This window comes from Paraburkholderia piptadeniae (genome assembly GCF_900007165.1).
GTDB classification, from domain to species: Bacteria; Pseudomonadota; Gammaproteobacteria; order Burkholderiales; family Burkholderiaceae; genus Paraburkholderia; species Paraburkholderia piptadeniae.
Genome location: NZ_CYGY02000024.1, coordinates 230,640 through 249,475, shown reverse-complemented (window position 1 = coordinate 249,475; position 18,836 = coordinate 230,640). Strand labels below are relative to the sequence as shown.

The window sequence follows — 18,836 nt, the reverse complement described above, 5'->3', positions numbered from 1 at the left end:
CACACCGCCAGTGCTTGACATTTACCCACGGGCTCTCGACGTCCCCATACTTCACGCGGCAGTATGCTGGCCCATGTTCGTTGCCAGCGCACTAGTCAAACGCATCACCTGCATCGTGCACCCGAATTGCGGCTTGCGACATCGAACAGTCCTGTGCCCCTTTGCGGCAAACTATGTATAGGCATTCGCGCCGCACGGGAAACTTTCGCTACTCGATACGCCACAGATTGCGGGCGTTGCCCTGTACAACACAGCAACCCACATTCACTACCGACATGCGGCGCTGAAACGTTCGATACCCTTAGCCGTGCCACACGTGCATGAAGCGGGTGAGGCGTTTAGCCAGCACGTTGGCAACTACATAAGCCAGCACACCGGTGTGCGAAGCGTGGGGCCGTTGAGAGCCCGTGGGTAAAGGTCAAGGACTGGCGGTGTGAGCGGCTTTCTTCTGCCTACTCTTCTTTGCCGCGGCAAAGAAGAGTAGGTGCCGCCCCGCACAGGGGCAACGCCCGCGCCGCGAGGCGCAATCGCGGATGCCAGCGGCAAGCGAAGCAAGCAAAAACAAAATCCGTCGCAGACAAAACCGCATCGCGGATGCCAACGTAAAGGCAAAAGCAGGGCCGTCGCAGACTTGATCAGCCGTGCTGCGCCTCATCGAGCGCGAGGTTCAACTCGAGCACATTCACCCGCGCCTCGCCGAACAAACCAAACTGACGACCGCGCGTATAGCGGTCAACAAGCGCCGCAACATCGTTCGCGTTCATCTTGCGCGCCGCCGCCACGCGCTCGACCTGATATGCGGCCGCGGCAGGCGAAATCTCCGGATCGAGGCCGCTGCCCGACGACGTCACCAGATCGACGGGAACGGCCGTGTTCGCGGGCATGTGGCCCGCTGCCTTCAATGCATCCAGACGCCCTTTGGCTTCATCGGCGAGCGCCGGGTTGATCGGGCCGAGGTTCGAGCCACTCGAGCCTTGCGCGTTGTACGGCATCGGCGTCGTCGCCGACAGGCGGCCCCAGAAGTACTGCGGCGCGTCGAACTGCTGGCCGATCAGCCGCGAGCCGACCACCTTGCCGTCGTGCTCGATCAGGCTGCCGTTGGCCTTGTCGTGAAAGACGGCCTGGCCGAACGCCGTCATCACGGCGGGATATGCGAGACCCGTGAGCGCCGTCAGTACGACGAAGATCACGAGCATCGGGCGGAAAAGCGATTTCATGATTCAGCTTCCTTTTATCTGTCTGTCATCGCGCGCATCAGACCCAGCCGAATGCGGCCAGCACCATGTCGATCAGCTTGATCCCAAAGAACGGCACGATGATGCCGCCCAGACCGTAGATCAGCAGATTGCGGCGCAACAGGATCGCCGCGCCGAGCGGCCGGTACTTCACGCCTTTGAGCGCGAGCGGAATCAGCAGCACGATGATCAGCGCGTTGAAGATCACGGCGGACATGATCGCGGACGTGGGCGTCGCCAGATGCATCACGTTGAGCGCGTTGAGCGCCGGGTACGTCGTCGCGAATGCCGCCGGAATGATCGCGAAGTACTTCGCGACGTCGTTCGCCATCGAGAACGTCGTGAGCGAGCCGCGCGTCATCAGCATCTGCTTGCCGATCTCGACGATCTCGATCAGCTTGGTCGGATTCGAATCGAGGTCGACCATGTTGCCCGCTTCCTTCGCGGCCTGCGTCCCCGTGTTCATCGCAACGGCGACATCGGCCTGCGCGAGCGCGGGGGCATCGTTGGTGCCGTCGCCCGTCATCGCGACGAGCCGACCTTCGCCTTGATGCGCGCGAATCGTCGCGAGCTTGGTCTCCGGCGTCGCTTCCGCGAGGAAATCGTCGACGCCCGCTTCCGCTGCGATCGCCGCAGCCGTCAGCCGGTTGTCGCCCGTCACCATCACGGTCTTGATGCCCATCTTGCGCAACTCGGCGAAGCGCTCCTTGATGCCGCCCTTCACCACGTCCTTCAGCTCGATCACGCCGAGCACCCGCGCGGCGCCTTCGCCCTTCTCAGCCACCACGAGCGGCGTGCTGCCGCGACGCGCGACGTCCGACACCGCGTTCGACACATCGGCGGGGAAATGGCCGCCGTGCGCTTCGACGTAATGCTTCACGGCGTCCGCTGCGCCCTTGCGGATTTCGCGGCCAGGCAGATCGACGCCGCTCATGCGCGTCTGCGCGCTGAACGCGAGAAAGACGGGATGCAGCATCGCCATGTCGCGCTGGCGAATATTGAAGCGCTGTTTCGCGAGCACAACGATGCTGCGGCCTTCCGGCGTTTCGTCGGAAAGGGACGACAGTTGCGCGGCATCGGCGAGCGCTTCTTCCGTCACGCCCGACGCGGGAATGAAGGCGGACGCCTGGCGATTGCCGAGCGTGATCGTGCCCGTCTTGTCGAGCAGCAGCACATCGACGTCGCCCGCGGCTTCGACGGCGCGGCCCGACGTCGCGATCACGTTCGCCTGCATCATGCGGCTCATGCCCGCCACGCCGATCGCGGACAACAGGCCGCCGATCGTCGTCGGAATCAGGCAGACGAGCAACGCGACGAGCGCGGTGATCGTCACCACGTGCCCCGCTTTCGCCGCTTCGACGGAGAACATCGAGAACGGCAAGAGCGTCGCGGTCGCGAGCAGCAGAACAATGGTCAGCGCGACGAGCAGAATGGTCAGCGCGATTTCGTTCGGCGTCTTCTGACGCTTCGCGCCTTCGACCATCGCGATCATGCGATCGAGGAACGCTTCGCCCGGATTGGCCGTCACCTTTACGACGATCCAGTCCGACAGCACGCGCGTGCCGCCCGTCACCGACGAGAAGTCGCCGCCCGACTCGCGGATCACGGGCGCGGATTCGCCCGTGATCGCCGATTCGTCGACGGACGCGACGCCTTCGATCACTTCGCCGTCGGCGGGAATCGTGTCGCCCGTCTCGACGAGCACGACGTCGCCGCGGCGCAGATCGGACGCCGTCATGATGCGGATCGGCGACTTCGGATGCGGCTCGTTGAGCTTCTTCGCCATCACGTCTTTCTTCGCGCTGCGCAGCGAAGCCGCCTGCGCTTTTGAGCGCCCTTCGGCGAGCGCTTCGGCGAAGTTCGCGAACAGCACCGTGAACCACAGCCACAGCGACACCGCGAGAATGAAGCCCGCGGGCGCCTCGGCCTGGCCGTTGAGCGCGGCGATCCAGAGGATCGTCGTCAGGATGCTGCCGACGTACACGCAGAACATCACCGGATTGCGGAACTGCGTGTGCGGTTTGAGTTTCTTGAACGAGTCCACGATCGCCGGGCGCACGAGCGCCGGATCGAACATGGACCGCGTAGCGGAATGGTCAGTCATTTCTTCCTCTAATTGCTTCGCCTGTTTTGTGCGGCTTTCTTGTGGCACATGCAGTCCTCAATGGCCCGCGATCATCATCAGATGTTCGACGCCGGGGCCGAGCGCGAGCGCGGGCACGTACGTCAGCGCGCCGACCAGCAGCACCGTGCCGAGCAGCAGCACGACGAAGAGCGGGCCGTGCGTCGGCAGCGTGCCGCCCGTCACTGCGATACGCTTCTTCGCCGCGAGCGAGCCTGCAATCGCGAGCACCGGAATGATCGTGCCGAAGCGGCCGAACCACATCGCAATCGCGGTGAGCCAGTTGTAGAACGGCGTGCTCACAGTGAGACCCGCGAATGCGCTGCCGTTGTTGTTGGCTGCCGAGCTGAACGCATAGAGAATTTCCGAGAAGCCATGCGCGCCAGGATTCGCGATGCCTGCCTTGCCCGCATCGGTGAGCACGGCAATCGACGTCGCGACGAGCACCAGCAGCGGCGTCAGCAGCACGACGATCGACACCATCTTCATCTCGTACGCTTCGATCTTCTTGCCGACGTATTCAGGCGTGCGGCCGATCATCAGCCCCGCGACGAACACCGCGAGCATCGCGAACACAAGCATCCCGTACAGACCCGAGCCCACGCCGCCGAAGATCACTTCGCCGAGCTGCATTAGGAGCATCGGCACGAGGCCGCCGAGCGGCGTCAACGAGTCGTGCGTGTTGGCGACGGCGCCGCACGAAGCCGCCGTCGTCGCGACCGTGAAGATGCCCGACTGCGCGATGCCGAGACGCGTTTCCTTGCCTTCCATGTTGCCGCCCGGTTGCAGCGCGCTCGCGGATTGATCGACGTGCAGCGTCGTGAAGAGGGGATTGCCGCTCTGCTCCGCGCCGATCTCGCCCGCGATGCACACGGCGAACGCGATCGTCATCACCGCGAGCACGGCGACGCCCTGCTTGCGGTCGCCGATCATGCGGCCGAACACGAGACACAGCGCGGCCGGAATGATCAGAATCGAGAAGATCTCCACGAAGTTCGAGAACGGCGTCGGGTTCTCGTACGGATGCGCGGAGTTGCCGTTGAAGAAGCCGCCGCCATTCGTGCCGAGCATCTTGATCGCTTCCTGCGTCGCGACGGGACCCATCGCGATGGTCTGCGACTTGACGGGCGTATCGACCATCACGGGGTTGCCCTTCGCGTCCTTCACTGCATTGCCTTGCGCGTCCGTTTTCGGCGCCTGATACGTGGTGGTTTGCAGCGTCGGCACTTCCTGATAGGACTCGAAGTTCTGGATCACGCCCTGGCTCATCAGCAGCGCCGCGATGATCGCCGACATCGGCAGCAGCACGTAAAGCGTCACGCGCGTCATGTCGACCCAGAAGTTGCCGATGGTCTGCGCGGTGTGACGCGCGAAGCCGCGCACCAGCGCGATCACGACGACGATGCCCGTCGCCGCCGACAGGAAGTTCTGCACGGTGAGGCCGAGCATCTGCGTCAGATAGCCGACCGTCTGCTCCGGCGAGTAATCCTGCCAGTTCGTGTTGGTGACGAAGCTGACGGCCGTGTTGAACGCGCCGTCGACGGTCATCGCGCCAAACTGCTGCGGGTTGCCGGGCAGCCAGCCCTGCACGCGCAGCAGCACGTACAGGAACACGAGGCCCAATACGTTGAACGCGATCGTGGCGATCGCGTACTGCTTCCAGCCCATTTCGTGCGCCGGATCGACGCCCGCGATGCGATACAGCAGACGCTCGAGCGGTCCGCCCAGTTTGACGACGCGCGACGTGCCGTCCATCACGTGCGTCAGATAGCGCGCGACGGGCACGGCCGCCGCAAGCAGCACGACGATGAAGATCGCCGGCTGCAGGACATTGTTGAAGTTCATTCAATGTCCTCCGCGCGCAGCAGCGCATAGACGAGGTAAACGAAGAGCAGCGCGGTCGCCGCCCCCGATAGCCAGAGGATCCAGATCATGAGCGCGCTCCCTGACCGCGGCTATAGCGTGTGAGCCGCTCGCATCCGGCGATCAAACCAAAGGTCAGCGCAGCAAAAAGCGCGATGCCCCCGACGTACAGCACATCCATTTCATGTTCTCCAAATGTTGGGCGATGGATGCACGCAACGTTATGCCGATCGGCGTAAAGGGCTGGTCAAAGGTTTGTTGATGGGTATAAAAATGGCGTAAACGAATATCGCGCGGCAGATCGCGGACGCGGGGGCCGACTCCGGTCAGAGGCGTCGATGTTGACAAAACATGACAGTCGGACGCGGGCCATTTGCGTACGATGCTTTGCTCCTCCAGCGATGCTCGTGAGCACAATGCGTCTTATGTGCGGCTGTGCCGGAATACGGCGAGCGCGGGCATTCCTCATGTGTTCGACGGACAACGCGTCTCGCCCACAACCCGGCAGACCTATAGACCTTGCTTATGAGCTACAACAGCCTTCATGTCCCTGGCGGACGGCGCTGATACTGACGACGGCACTTCGACACCGCTCGGTGATGCGCCGCCGTTTGAATACAGCGAAGACGCCGTAAGCGATGACGCGCAAGACATCGCGGCGCGCGGCGTGAGTGAAGAACGAGAGGCTAGATGCTTTGCGCAATATGAGCGCGACGTCGACGAATGCACGGCATATCGAAGCGCAATGGGCGGACAGCGTTTCATGGACGCCTGCTCGCAGCGCGCATTTATGAACTATCAGGAATGCAGAGGCTATTGATGGCGAATCACCCGGACAAGAAGTGCGTGGTAATCATGTGGTCGGATGAAAAACAGGCGCTCGTTTCCTACACGCTTGAGGTCGAACGAGTACTTGCGGTCACACAACGTCAATTCCCACTGGAACTGCCGGCGGCAGACTACAACAACGCTTTCGATGATGAATTCGCTCGCCGGTTCGGCGGCGCGACGCTCAATCTGCTCGCGCTGTCGAATCCCGGCCTGAAGCCATTCGTGAAGCTCACCCCGGCCGAAGAGTGAGGCCGCAAGAATATCCGCGCCCATAACCGACAAAGCTGCCCCTTATGAGGGCGGCTTTGTCGTGTCATCGCCCAGGTAACAGAAAAGGCCGCTTCACGCCGTGCGTGAAGCGGCCTTTCTTCGAGCGAGCCGCCCTTACGGCAGCAAAACCGTCGACCCCGTCGTCCTGCGCGCTTCCAGATCCGCGTGCGCCTTGCCCACATCGGCGAGGGCGTAGCGCTGATTGATGCTCGTCTTGACCTTGCCCGACGCGATCACGTCGAACAGCTCGCCCGCCATCGCGTCGTAGTCGCTGCGCTTGCCGATGTACGTAAAGAGCGTGGGCCGCGTGAAGAACAGCGAGCCGCGCCCGGCGAATTCCGACGAATCGATCGGCGGCAGCGGGCCCGACGCATTGCCGAAGCTCACGAACATGCCCAGCGGCGCAAGGCAATCGAGCGAAGCCGTAAACGTATCCTTGCCGATCGAGTCGTACACGACGGGCACGCCCGCGCCGTTCGTGATCTCGCGCACGCGCTTCGTGAAGTTCTCGCGTGTATAGACGATCGGATGATCGCAGCCGTGGGCCTTCGCGATGGCCGCCTTCTCGTCGGAACCGACCGTGCCGATCACCGTCGCACCCAGTGCCTTCGCCCACTGGCACACGAGCAGGCCGACGCCGCCCGCAGCGGCCTGGATCAGGATCGTGTCGCCTGCCTTCACCGGGTACGTGCGGCGCAACAGGTATTGCGCCGTCAGCCCTTGCAGCATCACCGACGCAGCCTCTTCATAACCGATTGCATCCGGCAGCTTCACGACCTGTGCGGCGGGCAGCACGCGCTCCTGCGCATACGCGCCCGGCGGCCGCGCGACATACGCGACGCGATCGCCCGCCTTCAGGTCCGTCACGCCCGCGCCGACGGCGACCACCTCGCCCGCCGCCTCCATGCCGAGCCCGCCCGGCAACGGCAACGGATACAGGCCCGTGCGGAAATACACGTCGATATAGTTGAGGCCGACCGCATGCTGCCTGATGCGGATTTCGCCGTTACCCGGCTCGCCCACCTCGACATCGACCCACTTCATCACTTCGGGGCCGCCCGTCTTGTCGAATCGAATTGCCTTGACCATCTTCTCTCCAGATTCGTTCGTGATGCCTGCCTTGAATGAACGCGGACGACGCCGTCAGACCTGCTGCGAAAAACGCAGTGTCAGATCAGCGAGGATCATTCGCGCGGTCGAGATGTTCGTCGCGCACGGCACGTTGTGGACGTCGCACGCGCGCACGAGCGCGTTGATGTCCGGTTCGTGCGGCTGCGGCGTCATCGGGTCGCGCAAAAAGATCACCACGTCGACCCGTCCTTCGGCGAGTTGCGCGCCGATCTGCAGATCGCCTCCATGCGGGCCGGACAGCATCCGCTCGACCTTAAGCCCATGCGCATCGGCGATGCGCGAGCCCGTCGTGCCCGTGGCGATCAGCTCGCAGCGAGCGAGCGTGTCGACGTATTCGCCCGCCAGCCTGACGATGTCGTCCTTCTTGTGATCGTGCGCGATCAGCGCGACGCGTGTTGTCATGCCATTGCTCCTCTTGCGTTGTCGTTATGGTCGGTGTCGTCGTTGTTGTCGTTGCGTTTGCGAAGGCACGCGCGGCCCGCTCAGAACGTGCCGGGATAAGCGCCGCCATCGAGCAGCCAGTTCTGCCCGGTGATATAGCCCGCGTGCACGCTGCACAGGAACGCGCACGCGCGGCCGAATTCGTCGGGCGTGCCGAAGCGGCGCGCGGGAATCGTCGCCATGCGCTGCTCGCGTGCTTCGTCGACGGAAATGTTCTGCGATTTCGCCGACGCCTCGAACGTCACGGCGATGCGGTCCGTGTCGAACAGCCCCGGCAGCAGGTTGTTGATCGTCACGCCGTGCGGCGCGACCTTGCGCGCGACACCCGCGACGAAGCCCGTCAAGCCCGAGCGCGCGCCGTTCGACAGGCCGAGCACGTCGATGGGCGCCTTCACCGACGAACTCGTGATGTTGACGACGCGGCCGAAGCCGCGCGAGATCATGCCGTCGATGGTCGCGCGGATCAGCTCGATCGGCGTGAGCATGTTCCCTTCGAGCGCGCGAATCCAGTCGTCGTGCGTGAAGTTGCGGAAGTCGCCGGGCGGCGGACCGCCCGCGTTGTTGACGAGGATGTCCGGCTGCGGACACGCGGCGAGCGCCGCCGCACGGCCTTCGGGCGTGGTGATGTCGCACGCCACGGCCTTCACGTCGACGCCCGCCTTCGCGCGGATATCGGCCGCCGTCGCTTCGAGCGTTTGCACCGTGCGCGCGACGATCGTCACGTTCACGCCCTCCGCCGCCAGCGCCTCGGCGCAGCCGCGTCCCAGTCCCTTGCTCGCTGCGCAAACCAGCGCGCTCTTTCCTGCGATTCCCAGATCCATGTGCTTTTTCCTTTTGTCATGCGCGCGATGCGTGCGGACGCGTCGCGCTCGCGGTCGGTCAACTGTCCCCCGATTCTAGAAGAATCGACGCGGCGCTGCCGGACGTCGCTTCCGTCCTGCTTCGATCGCTTTCCACAATCTCCAGTCTCTTTCCGCCACCCTTCCGGTAAACTCGCAGCCATGGCGCACGCGCACGCCGCCCCCGTCGCCCTCCGTCGCACGATACGGGGCCGCGAAATCGGGGCCGCGAAACGCCGCGCCGCTCCATCGACTGCACAGCCCATTTACCGCCGCGAGGCGCCACGTCATGACTCAGGACAGCCGTTTTCCCAATCTCTTCATCCTCGATCACCCGCTGATCCAGCACAAGCTGTCGCACATGCGCGACCGCGACACGTCCACACGGACGTTCCGCGAGCTGCTGCGCGAGATCACGCTGCTGATGGGCTATGAAATCACCCGCAACCTGCCGATGACGACCCGCCGCGTGAGCACGCCGCTCGTCGACATCGACGCGCCCGTGATCGCCGGCAAGAAGCTCGCGATCGTGCCCGTGCTGCGCGCGGGCGTCGGCATGTCGGACGGGCTGCTCGAACTGATTCCGTCGGCGCGCGTCGGCCATATCGGCGTGTATCGCGACGACGCTCACCGTCCCGTCGAGTATCTGGTGCGCCTGCCCGATCTCGAGGACCGCATCTTCATTCTGTGCGATCCGATGGTCGCGACGGGCTACTCGGCCGTGCACGCGATCGACGTGCTGAAGCGCCGCGGCGTCGCGGGCGAGAACATCTCGTTCCTCGCGCTCGTCGCCGCGCCAGAAGGCGTTCAGGTGTTCCAGAACGCGCATCCGGACGTGAAGCTGTACGTCGCGTCGCTCGATTCGCACCTGAACGAGCATGCGTACATCATTCCCGGTCTCGGCGACGCGGGCGACCGGCTGTTCGGCACAAAGAACTGACGAAAGCCACTGACAAAGCGGCTGACAACAGGCGCTGACACAGCGGCTGAGGAAATCTGCTGACAGCGCGCTAACAGACAGCGCCTACCGGGGCGGCACGGCAAGGACAGGCTCGTGCCGCCCCGCGCGAATCCGCTTCCCGCCCCTTCAGAGGCGGGCCCCCGGCATGATAAAATCGCACTCTGCCCATTGAACGGGCAGCTCACCCTGCTGGCATCGCTTTGCGGCATTCCTACCCCGGTTTGCGCCTTCACCGGCTACTGTACTGACGACGCCAACTGCGGCGCTTTGGCCGCTTCCGTCGATCCCGCGCGCTTTCACGGCGCCATTCCGGCGCGTTTCAGGGTGCGACCAGACTGACATCGAGGCGCGAGCGCGAATCTGCACCGCCGCCCGAAATCGCAACGACTAATGCACTATGCGTGCGCCCCGCTGGCGCGCGCGACGGAGAAACGTATGGCGGGTCATTCGAAATGGGCCAACATCAAGCATAAAAAAGCAGCGGCCGATGCCAAGAAAGGCAAGATCTGGACGCGGCTCATCAAGGAAATCCAGGTCGCGGCGCGCATGGGCGGAGGCGACATCGACTCGAACCCGCGTCTGCGGCTCGCCGTCGACAAGGCATACGACGCCAACATGCCGAAGGACAACGTCAACCGCGCGATCCAGCGCGGAGTGGGCGGCGTCGACGGCGCGAGCTACGAGGAAATCCGCTACGAAGGCTACGGCATCGGCGGCGCGGCCATCATCGTCGACACGATGACGGACAACCGCACCCGCACCGTCGCGGAAGTGCGCCACGCGTTCTCGAAGTTCGGCGGCAACATGGGCACGGACGGCTCGGTGTCGTTCATGTTCGATCACGTCGGCCAGTTCCTGTTCGCACCCGGCACGCCCGAAGACAAGCTGATGGAAGCCGCGCTCGAAGCGGGCGCCGACGACGTCGTCACGAACGACGACGGCAGCATCGAAGTGATCTGCCCGCCGAACGATTTCCCGAAGGTCAAGACCGCGCTCGAAGCCGCCGGCTTCAAGGCGGAACTCGCGGAAGTGACGATGAAGCCACAGACGGAAGTCGAGTTCACAGGCGACGACGCCATCAAGATGCAGAAGCTGCTCGACGCGCTGGAAAATCTGGACGACGTGCAGGAGGTCTATACAAACGCGGCAATCGCCGACGAGTGAGGCCGACGGTGAGCGCGCCGCCCCTGTCCGGGCCGTTGCGGCGCTCCCCACTCCACTTGCGGCGCACTTGCATGGCGCGAGGCGCGCACCGCCCGCACGGCATCCAGGCGATTTCCGCCACATTGCCCCGCTCCGTTGCCTGCATCACAGGTGTGGCATTCGCGTTGTGCGAAGGTAGAGGCAGATATCCACGGCTCGCGCCGCTGCGCAGGCCGCTCACGGTTTTTAGTATTCGGGGAATCACATGAAGTTACTCGTCGTCGGTTCCGGCGGTCGCGAACATGCGCTCGCATGGAAGCTCGCGCAGTCGCCGCGCATCCAGCTCGTCTACGTCGCGCCCGGCAACGGCGGCACCGCGCAGGACGACCGTCTGCGCAACGTCGGCATCACCGACCCGAACGCGCTCGCCGACTTCGTCGAGCAGGAGCAGATTGCGTTCACGCTCGTCGGTCCGGAGCAGCCGCTCGCGGCAGGCATCGTCAACATCTTCCGCGCGCGCGGCCTGAAAATCTTCGGCCCGACGCGCGAGGCCGCGCAGCTCGAAAGCTCGAAGGACTTCGCGAAGGCGTTCATGAAGCGCCATGCGATTCCGACGGCCGAATACGAAACCTTCTCGGACGTCGCGGCCGCGCACGCATACATCGACGCCAAGGGCGCGCCCATCGTCATCAAGGCCGACGGCCTCGCGGCCGGCAAGGGCGTGGTCGTCGCGCAGACGCTGGAAGAAGCGCACGCCGCCGTCGACATGATGCTCTCGGACAACAAGCTCGGCGATGCGGGCGCGCGCGTGGTGATCGAAGAGTTCCTCGCCGGCGAGGAAGCGAGCTTCATCGTGATGGTCGACGGCAAGCACGTGCTGCCGCTCGCGTCGAGCCAGGATCACAAGCGCCTGCTCGACGGCGATCAGGGCCCGAACACGGGCGGCATGGGCGCGTACTCGCCCGCCCCCATCGTCACGCCGCAAATGCACGCGCGCGTGATGCGTGAAATCATCCTGCCGACCGTGCGCGGCATGGAGCAGGAAGGCATCCGCTTCACGGGCTTCCTGTACGCCGGCCTGATGATCGACGCGCAAGGCAACCCGAAGACGCTCGAATTCAACTGCCGGATGGGCGACCCGGAAACGCAGCCGATCATGGCGCGCCTGAAGGGCGACTTCTCGAAGGTCGTCGAAGCCGCGATCGCGGGCACGCTCGATACGGTGGAGCTCGAATGGGATCGCCGCACGGCGCTGGGCGTCGTGCTGGCCGCGCACCACTATCCGGACGCGCCGCGCAAGGGCGATTTCATCAGCGGCATTCCGCCGGAAACCGCCGACGCCATCACGTTCCACGCCGGTACGACGCTCGCGGACGGCAAGCTGACGACGTCGGGCGGGCGTGTGCTGTGCGTCGTGGGTCTGGCGGATTCGGTGCGCAGCGCGCAGTCGGTCGCGTACGAAGCGATCAACCACATCTCGTTCGACGGCATGCAATATCGCCGCGACATCGGTTATCGCGCGGCCAGCCGCAAGCACAGCTGAGCCTGCCTGTCCTGGCGAGCACGCGCTTCACCGGCGCTGCAAGCTCGCCCGTGCACGGCCCTGCGGGGCCGTTCGATCCTGATCGGGTTCGGGCCGCTTCTGGCCCTTTCCGGATCGTCCGGCCGCACCGGCGCTACACTTGAAACTTGCAGCGGCATCTGTAATCGACAACAGGCTGTGCTCCGCCTGCCCGGTTCGGCGACAACCTGGGCGCCCGCCGCTGACGGCCCGATGTAGGCCCAATGAAGTCCTAGTGCAGTTCCATTGAATTTCGACCGCGCCAGCGTTTAGACGCGCCGCGCCCCAGCCATATGACCGATTCGATTCACGACGCCAACGCCGTCCGGGCCTGGATGCAAGGTTTGCAGACTAAGATCGCCGACGCGCTCGGCGCGTTCGACGGCAGGCCGCTCGCCACCGACAGCTGGCAGCGCGCGCCCGGCGACAAGCTGCGCGGCGGCGGCTGCACGCGCATCCTCGAAGGCGGCCAGTTTTTCGAGCGTGCAGGCATCGGCTTTTCGGACGTGCAAGGCGACGCGCTGCCGGGCTCGGCCAGCGCGCTGCGTCCGCAGCTGACGGGACGCGGCTTCGAAGCAATGGGCGTGTCAATGGTGCTGCATCCGCGCAACCCGTACTGCCCGACGGTGCACATGAACGTGCGGCTGCTGGTTGCGACCAAGGCGGGCGAAGCGCCCGTGTTCTGGTTCGGCGGCGGCATGGACCTCACGCCCTACTACGGCTTCGAAGAAGACGCACGGCATTTTCACCGCGTGTGCCGCGACGCGCTGCAACCGTACGGCGACGACCTGTACCCGCGCTTCAAGCGCTGGTGCGACGACTACTTCTTCCTGAAGCATCGCAACGAGCCGCGCGGCATCGGCGGGATTTTCTTCGACGACTACGCGGAGCCCGACTTCGAGCAGTCGTTTGCGATGGTCAAGAGCGTCGGCGACGCGTTTCTGAACGCGTACATGCCCATCATCGAGAAACGCCGCGACATCGCATACGGCGAAGCTGAGCGCGATTTCCAGGCGTACCGGCGTGGCCGCTACGTCGAATTCAACCTCGTGTTCGACCGTGGCACCCTGTTCGGCCTGCAAAGCGGCGGCCGCACCGAGTCGATCCTGATGTCGATGCCGCCCGTCGTGAACTGGCGCTACAACTGGCAGCCCGAGCCGGGCACGCCGGAAGCGCGCCTGTATAGCGATTTTCTCGTGGCGCGCGAGTGGGTCTGACGCGCGCCGCCGCCCCGCTACCCGTACGTCACCCGCTCCAACCGACAGGCAAAGGAACCGCAACTGAATCCGACCGCTCAACACGCCGCCTCGCGAGGGGCGCTGCGCCGCCGCATCGGGATACTCGGCGGCACGTTCGATCCGATCCACGACGGCCATCTCGCGCTCGCGCGACGTTTCGCCGACGCGCTGAAGCTGACCGAACTCGTGCTGATGCCGGCTGGGCAGCCCTGGCAGAAAGCGGACGTGTCGGCGGCCGAACATCGGCTCGCGATGACGCGCGCCGCCGCTTCGTCGCTGAAGCTGCCGGGCGTGAGCGTCAGCGTCGCGACGGATGAAATCCGGCACGAAGGCCCCACGTATACGGTCGATACGCTGCAGCGCTGGCGGGAACGCGAAGGCGCCGATGCGTCGATTGCGCTGCTGATCGGCGCGGATCAACTGGTGCGGCTCGATACGTGGCACGACTGGCAGCGCCTGTTCGACTATGCGCATATCGCCGCCGCGACGCGCCCCGGCTTCGACGTGACGGCCGTACCGCCCGCCGTCGCCGCGACGATCGCGCAGCGCGCCGCCAGCGCGGGCGTTCTGCAGGCGACGCCGTCCGGTCATCTGCTGATCGACACGTCGCTGGCCTTCGATGTGTCGGCGACCGACATCCGCGCGCACCTGCGAGCATCGCTCGAAAACCACGCGGACGGCGCCGCAGGCGCCACGAACGGCACTGCCCTGTCCGCGCAGAGTCATGTCCCCGCCGCAGTGTGGGACTATATTGTTCAACATCATCTGTACCACCGGTAAACCATGGATATACGCAAGCTGCAACGCGCGATCGTCGACGGACTCGAAGACGTGAAGGCGCAAGACATTCGGGTGTTCAACACCAGCCACCTGACCGAACTGTTCGACCGCGTGATCGTCGCAAGCGGCACGTCGAACCGGCAGACCAAGGCCCTCGCCTCCAGCGTGCGCGAGAAAGTGAAGGAAGCGGGCGGCGACATCGTCAGCACGGAAGGCGAAGACATCGGCGAATGGGTGCTGGTCGATTGCGGCGATGCCGTCGTGCACATCCTGCAACCGGCGCTGCGCCAGTACTACAACCTCGAAGAGATCTGGGGCGACAAGCCAGTGCGCGTGAAGCTGTCCGCGCCGAATCCGTTCGGCGGTGCCCGTCCATCGGAACCGATCGACGATGAAGACGAAGAAGAAGCACCCGTCGCGCGCCCCGCACGCAAAGCACCCGCACGCCGCCGCTCGTGAGCGCGGCGCTGGCGCAGTTCGAGCCGTGGACCACGCTCCCGGCTGCGCGCCCATCTGATCCGGCGCAATCCCGACGATGAAACTGCATATCCTCGCTGTCGGCCACAAGATGCCCGACTGGATCGCGACGGGCTTCGACGAGTACGCGAAGCGCATGCCGCCCGAGCTGCGCATCGAACTGCGTGAGATCAAGCCCGAGCAACGCTCGTCGGGACGCTCCGCCGAGAGCGTGATGGCTGCCGAGCGGCAGAAGATCGAAGCCGCGCTGCCGAAGAACGCGCGCATCGTTGCGCTCGACGAACGCGGCAAGGACTGGACCACGATGCAGCTCGCGAACGCGCTGCCCGCATGGCAGCAGGACGGACGCGACGTCGCGTTTCTGATCGGCGGTGCCGACGGGCTCGACCCGGAACTGAAGGCGCGCGCCGACATGATGCTGCGCGTGTCGAGCCTCACGCTGCCGCACGCGATGGTCCGCGTGCTGCTTGCCGAACAGTTGTATCGCGCGTGGACCATCACGCAGAATCATCCGTATCATCGGGCCTGAACCTCGGGTCTGAACATGCTGGCCATCTTCCGGCCGCGCATCGTCGGGCGCAACCTGGCCGAACGGCCAGGTGCGCGGCGCCGATCTCGTCTGTTACGCTCACCACCTGTCGTCCGCTTTGCATTGCCGTAGCCGCACCCTTCTCTTTCCGTTGAATACCGATCCATGTCCACTCCGTCCGCCGCTGCCTGGCCGTTCGTTTATCTCGCGTCGCAAAGCCCGCGCCGTCAGGAATTGCTGACCCAACTCGGCGTGCGCTTCGAACTGCTGCTGCCGCGCCCCGATGAAGATGCCGAAGCGCTCGAAGCCGAACTGCCCGGCGAGCGCGCGCACGACTACGTGATGCGCGTGTGCATCGCGAAGGCGCAGGCTGCGCGCGCGCGGCTGATGGCGGGAGGCCATGCGAATGCGCCCGTTCTCGTTGCCGATACAACCGTCACGATCGACGATGCGATTCTCGGCAAGCCCGTCGATGCCGACGACGCCGTCGCGATGCTCACGCGTCTCGCCGGCCGCGATCATGAGGTGCTGACATCCGTTGCCGTCGTCGATGCACTGGGAGAATTGCTGACGCCCGCGCTGTCGGTATCGCGCGTGCGATTTGCTGCGGTGCAAAGCGATGCGCTGCGGCGCTATGCGGCCAGCGGCGAGCCGCTTGGCAAGGCAGGCGCGTATGGCATTCAGGGACGCGCGGCGGAGTTTATCGAGCATATCGACGGGTCCTATTCAGGTATCATGGGTTTGCCATTGTTTGAAACCGCTGCCCTTCTGCGCGCGGCCCGCATCGACTTCTAACAACACCATGAACGAAGAAATCCTGATTAACGTCACGCCACAGGAGACGCGCGTCGCGTTAGTCCAGCAGGGCGCAGTGCAGGAGCTTCATGTCGAACGCACGCTGTCGCGCGGGCGGGTCGGCAATGTCTATCTCGGCAAGGTCGTGCGCGTGCTGCCGGGCATGCAATCGGCGTTCATCGATATCGGTCTGGAACGTGCCGCCTTCCTGCATGTCGCCGATATCTGGCATCCGCGGCTCGCGGGCGAAACGCAGCAACCGGCGCCGCATCAGCCCATCGAGAAGATCGTCTTCGAAGGGCAGACGCTGATGGTCCAGGTCGTCAAGGACCCGATCGGCACGAAGGGCGCGCGGCTTTCCACGCAGGTCAGCATCGCGGGGCGCACGCTCGTCTACCTGCCGCAGGAGCCGCATATCGGCATCTCGCAGAAGATCGAGAGCGAGGCCGAACGCGAGGCAGTGCGCGCACGGCTGACGTCGGTGCTGCCCGTCGACGAGAAAGGCGGCTACATCGTGCGCACCATCGCCGAAGACGCGACGAGCGAAGAACTGGCCGCCGATGTCGCGTATCTGCGCAAGACGTGGGCGACGATACTCTCGCAGGCGCAGCGCATGCCGGCCACGAGTCTGCTCTATCAGGACCTGAATCTCGCGCAGCGCGTGCTGCGCGACTTCGTCAACGACGAAACCACGCGCATTCAGGTGGACTCGCGCGAGACGTATCAGATGCTCGCGGAGTTCGCGGCGGAGTTCACACCGGCCGTGTCGTCGAAGCTGCATCACTACACCGGCGAGCGCCCGCTTTTCGATCTCTACAACATCGAAACCGAAATCCAGCGCGCGCTGTCACGGCGTGTCGATCTGAAGTCGGGCGGCTATCTCGTGATCGACCAGACGGAAGCGATGACGACCATCGACGTCAACACGGGCGGCTACGTCGGCGCGCGCAATTTCGACGACACCATCTTCAAGACCAATCTCGAAGCGGCGCATACGATCGCGCGTCAACTGCGGCTGCGCAACCTGGGCGGCGTGATCATCATCGACTTCATCGATATGGAAAACGCCGAGCATCGCGACCAGGTGCTCAACGAACTGAAGAAGGCGCTCGCGCGCGACCGCACGCGCGTAACGGTCAACGGTTTTTCGCAGCTCGGGCTCGTCGAGATGACGAGAAAGCGCACGCGCGAATCGCTCGCGCACGTGCTGTGCGAGCCGTGTCCTGTCTGCCAGGGCAAAGGCCAGGTGAAAACGGCGCGCACCGTCTGTTACGACGTGCTGCGCGAAATCTTGCGCGAGTCGCGCCAGTTCAATCCGCGCGAGTTTCGCGTGGTCGCGTCGCAGCAGGTCATCGATCTGTTCCTCGAGGAAGAATCCCAGCATCTGGCGATGCTGATCGATTTCATCGGCAAGCCGGTGTCGTTGCAGGTCGAGTCGAATTTGAGCCAGGAGCAGTACGACATCGTGCTGATGTAACCGCATCGCCCTTCCCTTCTCGCCCGCCCGTGGCACAGCAATTGCTTTCACGCACTACACACTACGCGCGGGAGGCGACATGCACACAGAACAATTCGAGTACACCGACGACCCGGAACCCTTGCCAGAAGCCTGCTACGACAGGCTTTGCGGGACATCGCCCGGCAACACCCCGACGCTGCCGAAACGCTCGGCGGCCGGCATTTTCGCGTTCGGCGTCGCGTGGCTGTTCGGCCTCGAAGCGCTCTTTTCGGACGATGAAAACCGTTGCGCCGATGCGCGCCGCATCGACCGGCGATACTGAATTTCAATCGATTCCGTGTAGGCGTTACAAAGATTGATCGCGGACGGCGTCGAGGAAAGCGTGAACAGGGCATCGGCCGCCCTGTTCTAACAAATCAACTAGACTTCCCGTATGCAGTTGCAATAGACGGAGGCTGCCATGGCTGAATCAATGGTAAGCATCGTGGTCGGCATCGTCGTGCTGGCCGTCATCGCGACGCTGCTATCGCATCAGTGGCGGCGCGATCACCCTCTTCGCGACAGGATGTTGGGCCGCTTCGACGGGCATCGCTGGTGGGAACGGATGCGGCATCGGCACTGATCCCGCTGCCGCTGAACATCGATCCGCGCCATTTGCGCTGAACCATTCGACATCACCGCGCCGCGCACCGCGGCGCATGACACGCGGCGCAGCGTCAGTCTCGCCCGTTACCCACAGGCCAATCGACGCGCCCGCCTGCACGGAGGCAATCATGTCCGACGACGCCGTAACCCTGCGTTGGCAGACGGTCGAATACGAAGGCTTTGAGATTCACGTCGCGCCGTCCCCAAAGGACGGCAGCGAACGCTATACGTACATCGGCTACGTGTGCCATCCCGGCGCGGACCCGAAACTACCCGGCCACACGATGCCGTTTCACGCGGATGGCGAGGAGTCGTTCAAGACGCTCGACGATGCGACGTATGAAGCCGTGCACGTCGGCAAGAGCATCGTCGATGGGACGCATCCGGATCTGTCGGTGTTGTCGCTGGTGACAAGCGGCGTGTAGAGCGCGTAAGCCAGCCAGGCGCGCGTCACCCGAGCACGATGACTGCGTGCTCCGCATACGCGCATGTGCCTATGCGCTCAAAGCGATGCGA

At 64.4% G+C, this 18,836-nt stretch carries 21 protein-coding genes; 13 read left to right on the top strand and 8 right to left on the bottom strand.

The window, feature by feature from the left end:
* Positions 1-635: 635 nt before the first annotated feature.
* Genes kdpC through BN2476_RS12885 form a run of 5 tightly spaced genes read right to left on the bottom strand, consistent with a single transcriptional unit; the run spans position 636 to position 5,401 of the window.
* Entirely contained in the window at positions 636-1,217 is a 582-nt protein-coding gene (gene kdpC, locus BN2476_RS12905) for a potassium-transporting ATPase subunit KdpC (RefSeq protein WP_087734547.1), read from the bottom strand.
* A gap of 37 nt (positions 1,218-1,254) precedes the next feature.
* On the bottom strand, positions 1,255-3,339 hold the full coding sequence (gene kdpB, locus BN2476_RS12900; protein ID WP_087734546.1) for a potassium-transporting ATPase subunit KdpB: 2,085 nt from the start codon (positions 3,337-3,339) through the stop codon (positions 1,255-1,257).
* 57 nt (positions 3,340-3,396) lie between these two features.
* Entirely contained in the window at positions 3,397-5,202 is a 1,806-nt protein-coding gene (gene kdpA, locus BN2476_RS12895; protein WP_087734545.1) for a potassium-transporting ATPase subunit KdpA, read from the bottom strand.
* On the bottom strand, positions 5,199-5,291 hold the full coding sequence (kdpF, locus tag BN2476_RS12890; RefSeq protein ID WP_087734544.1) for a K(+)-transporting ATPase subunit F: 93 nt from the start codon (positions 5,289-5,291) through the stop codon (positions 5,199-5,201). Before kdpF ends, kdpA begins: the two co-directional genes overlap by 4 nt.
* Positions 5,288-5,401 carry a potassium ABC transporter ATPase gene (locus BN2476_RS12885; RefSeq protein WP_087734543.1) on the bottom strand — a complete coding sequence of 38 codons (114 nt, stop codon included), beginning with the start codon at positions 5,399-5,401 and terminating at the stop codon, positions 5,288-5,290. The genes kdpF and BN2476_RS12885 overlap by 4 nt, the downstream gene beginning before the upstream one ends.
* Positions 5,402-6,039: 638 nt before the next feature.
* On the opposite strand from BN2476_RS12885, the gene BN2476_RS12875 reads away from it, so the two are divergent.
* On the top strand, positions 6,040-6,300 hold the full coding sequence (locus BN2476_RS12875; protein WP_087734541.1) for a hypothetical protein: 261 nt from the start codon (positions 6,040-6,042) through the stop codon (positions 6,298-6,300).
* A gap of 135 nt (positions 6,301-6,435) precedes the next feature.
* Here BN2476_RS12875 and BN2476_RS12870 read toward each other — a convergent pair whose 3' ends face one another.
* From BN2476_RS12870 to BN2476_RS12860, 3 genes are all read right to left on the bottom strand, one after another.
* Positions 6,436-7,410, bottom strand: coding sequence for a quinone oxidoreductase family protein (locus BN2476_RS12870; RefSeq protein WP_087734540.1), 975 nt, complete (start codon positions 7,408-7,410; stop codon positions 6,436-6,438).
* A 54-nt stretch (positions 7,411-7,464) separates the two neighbouring features.
* The gene (locus tag BN2476_RS12865; RefSeq protein WP_087734539.1) at positions 7,465-7,854 is read right to left on the bottom strand and encodes a methylglyoxal synthase; all 390 of its coding nucleotides are present in this window, start codon (positions 7,852-7,854) and stop codon (positions 7,465-7,467) included.
* Positions 7,855-7,934: 80 nt separating this feature from the next.
* A complete protein-coding gene (locus BN2476_RS12860) occupies positions 7,935-8,714 on the bottom strand; it encodes an SDR family oxidoreductase (protein WP_087734538.1) in 780 nt (259 codons plus the stop codon).
* A gap of 307 nt (positions 8,715-9,021) precedes the next feature.
* Between BN2476_RS12860 and upp the strand changes: the two genes are divergently transcribed.
* From upp to BN2476_RS12805, 12 genes are all read left to right on the top strand, one after another.
* Positions 9,022-9,672 carry a uracil phosphoribosyltransferase gene (gene upp, locus BN2476_RS12855; RefSeq protein ID WP_087734537.1) on the top strand — a complete coding sequence of 217 codons (651 nt, stop codon included), beginning with the start codon at positions 9,022-9,024 and terminating at the stop codon, positions 9,670-9,672.
* A gap of 456 nt (positions 9,673-10,128) precedes the next feature.
* Complete coding sequence (locus BN2476_RS12850; protein ID WP_087734579.1) at positions 10,129-10,857, top strand: YebC/PmpR family DNA-binding transcriptional regulator; 729 nt, start codon at positions 10,129-10,131, stop codon at positions 10,855-10,857.
* A gap of 244 nt (positions 10,858-11,101) precedes the next feature.
* Positions 11,102-12,379: a phosphoribosylamine--glycine ligase gene (gene purD / locus BN2476_RS12845; RefSeq protein ID WP_087734536.1), complete on the top strand. Its 1,278-nt coding sequence runs from the start codon at positions 11,102-11,104 to the stop codon at positions 12,377-12,379.
* A 311-nt stretch (positions 12,380-12,690) separates the two neighbouring features.
* Complete coding sequence (gene hemF / locus BN2476_RS12840) at positions 12,691-13,614, top strand: oxygen-dependent coproporphyrinogen oxidase (protein ID WP_087734535.1); 924 nt, start codon at positions 12,691-12,693, stop codon at positions 13,612-13,614.
* A 63-nt stretch (positions 13,615-13,677) separates the two neighbouring features.
* Positions 13,678-14,415, top strand: a complete 738-nt coding sequence (locus BN2476_RS12835; RefSeq protein ID WP_087734534.1) for a nicotinate-nucleotide adenylyltransferase — start codon at positions 13,678-13,680, stop codon at positions 14,413-14,415.
* A gap of 3 nt (positions 14,416-14,418) precedes the next feature.
* Positions 14,419-14,874, top strand: coding sequence for a ribosome silencing factor (gene rsfS / locus BN2476_RS12830; RefSeq protein WP_087734533.1), 456 nt, complete (start codon positions 14,419-14,421; stop codon positions 14,872-14,874).
* Positions 14,875-14,950: 76 nt separating this feature from the next.
* A complete protein-coding gene (rlmH, locus tag BN2476_RS12825; protein WP_087734532.1) occupies positions 14,951-15,421 on the top strand; it encodes a 23S rRNA (pseudouridine(1915)-N(3))-methyltransferase RlmH in 471 nt (156 codons plus the stop codon).
* 165 nt (positions 15,422-15,586) lie between these two features.
* On the top strand, positions 15,587-16,216 hold the full coding sequence (locus BN2476_RS12820; protein WP_087734531.1) for a Maf family protein: 630 nt from the start codon (positions 15,587-15,589) through the stop codon (positions 16,214-16,216).
* A 7-nt stretch (positions 16,217-16,223) separates the two neighbouring features.
* The gene (rng, locus tag BN2476_RS12815) at positions 16,224-17,693 is read left to right on the top strand and encodes a ribonuclease G (protein ID WP_087734530.1); all 1,470 of its coding nucleotides are present in this window, start codon (positions 16,224-16,226) and stop codon (positions 17,691-17,693) included.
* Between the two features lie 79 nt (positions 17,694-17,772).
* A complete protein-coding gene (locus BN2476_RS12810; RefSeq protein WP_087734529.1) occupies positions 17,773-17,997 on the top strand; it encodes a hypothetical protein in 225 nt (74 codons plus the stop codon).
* Positions 17,998-18,135: 138 nt separating this feature from the next.
* Positions 18,136-18,297: a hypothetical protein gene (locus BN2476_RS47195; protein WP_162849242.1), complete on the top strand. Its 162-nt coding sequence runs from the start codon at positions 18,136-18,138 to the stop codon at positions 18,295-18,297.
* A gap of 151 nt (positions 18,298-18,448) precedes the next feature.
* On the top strand, positions 18,449-18,745 hold the full coding sequence (locus tag BN2476_RS12805; RefSeq protein WP_087734528.1) for a hypothetical protein: 297 nt from the start codon (positions 18,449-18,451) through the stop codon (positions 18,743-18,745).
* The last annotated feature ends 91 nt before the right edge of the window (positions 18,746-18,836 follow it).

Bases quoted from the DNA above. Each gene is read 5' to 3' on its own strand.
- BN2476_RS12870 (WP_087734540.1), bottom strand. From the start codon at position 7,410: ATGGTCAAGGCAATTCGATTCGACAAGACGGGCGGCCCCGAAGTGATG.
- upp (WP_087734537.1), top strand. From the start codon at position 9,022: ATGACTCAGGACAGCCGTTTTCCCAATCTCTTCATCCTCGATCACCCG.
- purD (WP_087734536.1), top strand. From the start codon at position 11,102: ATGAAGTTACTCGTCGTCGGTTCCGGCGGTCGCGAACATGCGCTCGCA.
- BN2476_RS47195 (WP_162849242.1), top strand. From the start codon at position 18,136: ATGGCTGAATCAATGGTAAGCATCGTGGTCGGCATCGTCGTGCTGGCC.
- BN2476_RS12805 (WP_087734528.1), top strand. From the start codon at position 18,449: ATGTCCGACGACGCCGTAACCCTGCGTTGGCAGACGGTCGAATACGAA.
- kdpA (WP_087734545.1), bottom strand. From the start codon at position 5,202: ATGAACTTCAACAATGTCCTGCAGCCGGCGATCTTCATCGTCGTGCTG.
- BN2476_RS12865 (WP_087734539.1), bottom strand. From the start codon at position 7,854: ATGACAACACGCGTCGCGCTGATCGCGCACGATCACAAGAAGGACGAC.
- BN2476_RS12810 (WP_087734529.1), top strand. From the start codon at position 17,773: ATGCACACAGAACAATTCGAGTACACCGACGACCCGGAACCCTTGCCA.
- kdpB (WP_087734546.1), bottom strand. From the start codon at position 3,339: ATGACTGACCATTCCGCTACGCGGTCCATGTTCGATCCGGCGCTCGTG.
- rng (WP_087734530.1), top strand. From the start codon at position 16,224: ATGAACGAAGAAATCCTGATTAACGTCACGCCACAGGAGACGCGCGTC.
- rsfS (WP_087734533.1), top strand. From the start codon at position 14,419: ATGGATATACGCAAGCTGCAACGCGCGATCGTCGACGGACTCGAAGAC.
- kdpF (WP_087734544.1), bottom strand. From the start codon at position 5,291: ATGATCTGGATCCTCTGGCTATCGGGGGCGGCGACCGCGCTGCTCTTC.
- BN2476_RS12885 (WP_087734543.1), bottom strand. From the start codon at position 5,401: ATGGATGTGCTGTACGTCGGGGGCATCGCGCTTTTTGCTGCGCTGACC.
- hemF (WP_087734535.1), top strand. From the start codon at position 12,691: ATGACCGATTCGATTCACGACGCCAACGCCGTCCGGGCCTGGATGCAA.
- kdpC (WP_087734547.1), bottom strand. From the start codon at position 1,217: ATGAAATCGCTTTTCCGCCCGATGCTCGTGATCTTCGTCGTACTGACG.
- BN2476_RS12820 (WP_087734531.1), top strand. From the start codon at position 15,587: ATGTCCACTCCGTCCGCCGCTGCCTGGCCGTTCGTTTATCTCGCGTCG.
- BN2476_RS12875 (WP_087734541.1), top strand. From the start codon at position 6,040: ATGGCGAATCACCCGGACAAGAAGTGCGTGGTAATCATGTGGTCGGAT.
- BN2476_RS12860 (WP_087734538.1), bottom strand. From the start codon at position 8,714: ATGGATCTGGGAATCGCAGGAAAGAGCGCGCTGGTTTGCGCAGCGAGC.
- rlmH (WP_087734532.1), top strand. From the start codon at position 14,951: ATGAAACTGCATATCCTCGCTGTCGGCCACAAGATGCCCGACTGGATC.
- BN2476_RS12850 (WP_087734579.1), top strand. From the start codon at position 10,129: ATGGCGGGTCATTCGAAATGGGCCAACATCAAGCATAAAAAAGCAGCG.